Source organism: Serratia sp. DD3 (assembly GCF_000496755.2).
On record NZ_AYKS02000062.1, the window covers coordinates 1 to 5932 of the forward strand.

The 5932-nt window shown below is 52.0% G+C and carries 1 protein-coding gene and 1 pseudogene; both read left to right on the forward strand.

Annotated features, from left to right (window positions below; genetic code table 11):
* Window positions 1-5425: Ig-like domain-containing protein (locus tag IO95_RS10995; RefSeq protein ID WP_037385336.1), on the forward strand; the 5425-nt coding region annotated here is incomplete at its 5' end.
* Window positions 5426-5573: 148 nt separating this feature from the next.
* Window positions 5574-5932, forward strand: a pseudogene (locus IO95_RS11000) (OmpA family protein); the annotation flags it as partial.

The window sequence follows — 5932 nt, forward strand, 5'->3', positions numbered from 1 at the left end:
TGATCTCTCCTGGTCGATGCAGCCGAACCTGCCGCTTGCGGATGGTGTGGCGGTGTTGACCGCAACAGAGCGCGATCCGGTCGGCAACACCACCGATAAGTCATCGGCTTACAGTATTACCGTCAGTACAGTCCCACCGGCACCACCGGTGCTGGGGACGGTCATCGATAATCAGGGGCCAGGACCAGAAACGGTGGCATTGCAGCCAGGGGATATCACCAATGACAACACCCCGACACTGAACGGGACTGCGTTGCCAGGCGGCACGGTGACGGTTTACGACGGTAAGAATGAACTCGGTACGGCCAAGGTAGACGACGAGGGTAAGTGGAGCTTTACGCCACAGCCTGCACTGGGTGAGGGTAAACATGACCTGACAGCGACGGTGACCAACAGTGTCGGTGTCACCAGTGACCCAACCGGTGTCTTCAATATTGTTGTCGATACGCAGGCACCAGCACCGGCCACCAATTTGAAGGTGGAAGATAAGATGGGTGACGAGCAAGGCGATATCCTTGCTAACAAAACTACCGACGACAGCGCGCCAGTCATCAGTGGTAAGGCTGAACCGGGCAGTGTGGTCCATATCTATGATAACGATAAGGAAATCGGTAGCGCGCCGGTGGATGACCAAGGGAACTGGAGCTTTAAGCCGAGCGACCCATTGGGTAATGGTCAACATGACCTGACCACGACCGTGACCGACAAGGCCGGTAACACCAGCGATGAAGGGCAACACCTGATCTTCAAAGTGGATGTGGATCTAACGAAGGTACTACTGACCGGTCTGGAAGATAATAACCCAGTCGATAAGGTGGAGCTGATAGCCCAGAACGGGGTGACGAATGATTCGCGTCCGACCCTCATTGGTACCGCGAAGGCGGGCAGTGTGGTTACAGTCAGCGATGAACGCGGCATTCTGGGCAGTATCACTGCCGATAGCAAAGGTGATTGGCGCTTTACGCCAAATGAGGATATGGGCCAGGGTGAGCATACCTTCAGTGCCAGCGCCAAAGATCCGGCCGGGAATGTCAGTACCAGCGGTACCTGGGTGTTTACCGTCGATACGGTGGCACCGGGCGCGCCGTTTATCGACTCGGCAGCAGACAATGTGGGTGCGCCACAGCCGCAAGGCATGCTCAGCGGCAGTGCCACAGATGACCCCTACCCGGTCCTGACCGGTCGTGCGGAAGCCAACAGTGTGGTGATGGTGTATGACCAAACCGGCCTGTTAGGCTCAGCGAAAACCAATGACAGCGGTGTCTGGACGTTCAAGCCAATCAGTAGCCTGAATGAAGGCACGCATGATTTTTACGTCAAGGCAACCGATGGGGCCGGTAACGTCAGTTTGCCATCGACAACCTTTACCCTGACGCTGGACTTCACGCCACCGGATGTGAGCAAGGTAGCGATCACTGAGGTTGTTGATCAGTATGGCTTGATAACCGGCCCGGTCAGCAAGGGTAACGTGTTGGATGATCGCAATCCGTTGGTTAACGGTACCGGTGCAGAAGAGGGTAATACCATCACGGTATACACCACCGATGGCGATGGTAATACCAAAGTCCTGGGCACCACCACCGTAGGCAGCAATGGCCAGTGGACGTTGACCGCTACGGGCTCACTGTATGACGGTAAAAACACGTTGACCGTGGAAGAGACTGACAAGGTAGGTAATAGCGCCAAGCCGAGCACCAGCTATGACGTTATTATGTCATTGACCCCAGACGCTCCGGTTATCGACAGTATTATTGATGATACCGGCACTACCCGTATGGAGTTGGCCAACAACAGCCTGACTAAGGACAATACGCCGACATTGAGCGGGACGTCTTCGGTGGCTGAAGGCGATATTATTACCATCTATAACGGTAATGCTAAGGTCGGTACCACTACTGCGGGCCCAGGTGGTAATTGGAGCTTTACACCAAACCCAGCATTGGTAGACGGTACTTACAACTTCAAAGTGACGGGGACCAACAAGGTAGGTCAGGAGAGTGCGCCGAGTGGTACTGAAACCATCACCATTGATGCGACGATTTCTGATGCGGCTATCAGCATCACGTCAATCAGTGATGACTTGGGTATCAGTAATACCGACTTCAACACCAGCGATACCACGTTGTTGATTAACGGTACACTGAACAAGGCCCTGCTGGCAGACGAGTGGGTCGAAGTGAGTGTGGATGGCGGTGAAAACTGGACCAAAGCGAGCAGCACGACCGCCAGCAGTTGGACGGTGGATCTGCAAAGCAAGCCGTTGACTTCAAAGGACTATACCATCCAGGCGCGTGTGGTTGATAAGGCCGGTAATATTGGTGACACCGACTCACATGCGCTGACAGTGAGCACCGTGGCACCGAACCTGAATGGTTTGACCACCACTGCGGGTATTACCACCGATACCGCTCCTGGCTTGGTGAAAAACGATCCGTTCAGCCACAGTGCGACGGCAACGGACACCAATATGATCACCCGTGACCGTACGGTGACCATCAAGGGTGCGTTGAGTGCTGCGCTGCAGAACGACCAGTATCTGCAGATCTCCTTTGATAATGGGAGTAGCTGGACCACCCTGTTGTCTGAAACCGGGACTAACTGGAGTCATCAGTTGGCTGCGGTCACTCAGAGCACCACCTTTGACTACCAACTGCGAGTGATTGATGCCGCCGGTAACCTGGGCACCAACGTCAATTTCAAGAGCAATTATAAGGTTGTGATTGATCTGGAAGCACCGAATGCGATCCTTGGTGCGCCTGAGGTACCGCAAATTGTTAACAGCACCACCACCTACACCTTCAACGAAGCCAAGTACGGTAAGGTTGAAGCAGGGGCGATTGTTTCACTGGTGAGTGATGTCAACGGTAATGGGACCTACCAGGAAGGGCTGGATCAGATTATCGGCTTTGCCAAAGCGAATGATGACGGTACCTGGTCAATCAGCAGCACCATGCCAGCCGGCGCGCATAATCTGGCCTTTATGGTATGGGATGAGGCCGGTAACCGTTCTTCGTTAAGTACCTCTACCAGTATTGGGGTCACTGAGGGTACCGGTAATACGCTGATTCAGCAGAAGTGGGGCGGCACCACCGATTCAGATGGCTATGGCCTGAATGCGGCAGCGGTGACTATCGGTAATAATGGCTTGTGGTCATTCTTCCAGAGTGCGCGTGCTTCAACCGGGTCAGGTCGGGCCAACTCCGGGCGTGTCTACAATATGCAAACCCAGGAGGATTACAGCTCAAACTATCTGGCTCAGCCAACCAAGCATGCTAATGGCACTACCGCTAATTGGATCGACAACTATGGCCACTTTGTTAACTCGGCCACCTTTGCCGATATCAACCGTGATGGTTATACTGATGTCATGTCACAGGTCAGTGCTTACGATAACGGTGGACACACTGCCTACTGGATGCAGAATGCGGATGGCAGTTACACGGCGAAATCGGTAAACCAAGGCGATCTTAACCACTTAGGGGGGGTGATAGCCTATGACCGCCACGGTGATGGCTATCTGGACTTTGTGTTGGCGGACTCAGCAGCAGATTCTACTTCATTCCTTAAGAACGAAAAGGGTGTGTTGAGCCCAGACGGCCCACAAGGTCGCCCTGGTGGGGCAATTCCATCTAACTTGAGTCTTTTGCATGAAATTGGTGCAGTGGATATCGATAATAACGGTACTGTTGATATTACCGCACATGTTGATAGGAATGGGGACACCGCGTTGGGGATCCTCTACAACCAAACCACCGCAACCAACTTGACCACATTTGGTAAAATAGCGGTGTACGGCTATGTTTTCCGTAATGATGGTCAGGAGGACTATGGTAATTTGTCGATCTCCATGACCTACGCCGACTATAACGGTGATGGTTGGTTGGACCTGTTCTTGAGCCGCGGTGCTAAAGGCGGTAATAACAATGAGGAAAGCCGTATCTATCTGAACGATGGCAACGGGGGCCTGAAAACGCAAGATGTTGATGCGTTATGGTTTGGTGACAAGATGGATGGTGGCACTTCACTGGCTGTGGACTGGAACCACGATGGTAAGATGGACATCATCGAAGTTCCACGCGAGAACTCCGGTTTGGGAGCTAATGCAGGCAGCCCCACACTGTACCTCAACAAGGGCACCAATAAGTGGTGGGAAAGCACTGGTATTGCCTTGACCTCGGATAAGTATATCGACATAACCGGTGCAGTCGCCCTGGATTATGACTGGGATGGTTCAATGGACTTGGTGTTGTATCGTGCAGGCCCTGATGCAGCTGTGGTATCGAAAGATAACGCCTCACCAACCTTGCTGGTGAAAAACACCAATATTGCCGCCGATGGTACCAGTTTGCAGATTCGTATTGTTGATGGCCAAGGTATCAATACCTTCTACAGCAATACCGTCAAGCTGTATAACTCGAAGAATGAGTTGGTAGCCACCCAGTTGATTAACCCGCAGGCTTCTGGCTCGAGCAACAGTATGGGTCTGGTGAGCTTCTTCGGGCTGGATCCGAATGAAGTTTACTCGGTACAGTTGTTGCGTATTACCAATGGCCAGACTGACCATGTGGGCGCAGAAACTAGCCAAGGCGGTTATACTAACGCCACGGTGAATGAAACCTGGGGTGGGTTAACCACCGGTAAATCCCATGATGCTTATGTACTGACGGCGGAAAGTGACACTGCAGCCACCAAGACCACCGATACGGGCATTGTTGGTACTGGCTATAACGACACCTTCTTTGCTTCAGCGGGTAACGATACCTACAACGGCAGTGGCGGCTGGAACCAGATTGTCAGTGGTAAGGCGGTCTGGAGTGCCACGGCTGGGATGGATATCGTTGATTACAGCCGTTCAGCAAGCGCTATCACCGCTAAACTCTGGGGGGGGACAGGTAAGGATGGATCGGCCACAGGCCAGGGCGATGACATACTCAAAAGTATCGAAGGCTTGATTGGTTCTAGCCAGGGCGATAACTTTACTGACAACTCGGCTAACAACCTGTTTGAAGGCCGTGGTGGCAACGATACGTTCTACCTGACTAATGGTGGTAACGATACGTTAATGTATAAGGTCTTGTCAGGGATGGAAACTGACGGCACCGGCGGTAATGGCAGCGATATCGTCCATGGCTTCCATGTAGGTGACGTGGTGACTGACAGTGATGCGGACCTGATTGACCTGAGCGATCTGCTGGACTACAACGGCTCAATCTCCTTCTTCAAGGATGATGACAAGATAGAATTGGACTACTCTTCCCAAGGTATTCTTAAGTACCTGAAGGTGGAGAACGTCGGCTATGACACGGTGATCAGTATTGATCGCGATGGTTCAGGCAATGCGAACGCCTTTACCAATGTCATTACGTTGGCTAATGTCCAGACTGATCTGGAAACGTTGTTGCAAAATAACCAAATTATTGTCTAATCAATAAGATGGGGGCCCACAGGGGAAACACTGTGGGCTCTTTTGCATAGCTGATCAACAGATTACAGATGACCTAATTAAGGGTGATGACAACGCCAGCAATTTATTGATATTGATGGATGAGATATCGCCCTGCATGGAGATTTTAATGAAAGCTCTTGGTAATAAATTCAAGTACGCCACTATCGTGTCATTAATGTTAGCCAGCGGATGGTGTTCTTTACCAGCTTCTGCGCAGGAGGGACTCTCTGGTGGGCATAACAATACGGTGTCTACGGTGTTAGATGCCAATGGGCAGACCGCTGGTTCAGGGACCATTGCAAACGGTTATCGTCCTGTCGGAGAGGTTGTGCCGGAGTTGTCGCAAATTGTCTTCTACTATCCTGAAGGTAAACTTCCTGCGACGGTTTATGTGGATCGTCAACTGCAATCGGTACTATTGCCTGGCGAGTATACGGTCTTTTGTGTTGTCCCTGGTGGGCACGCCATTGAGTCCTACTTCCAGGA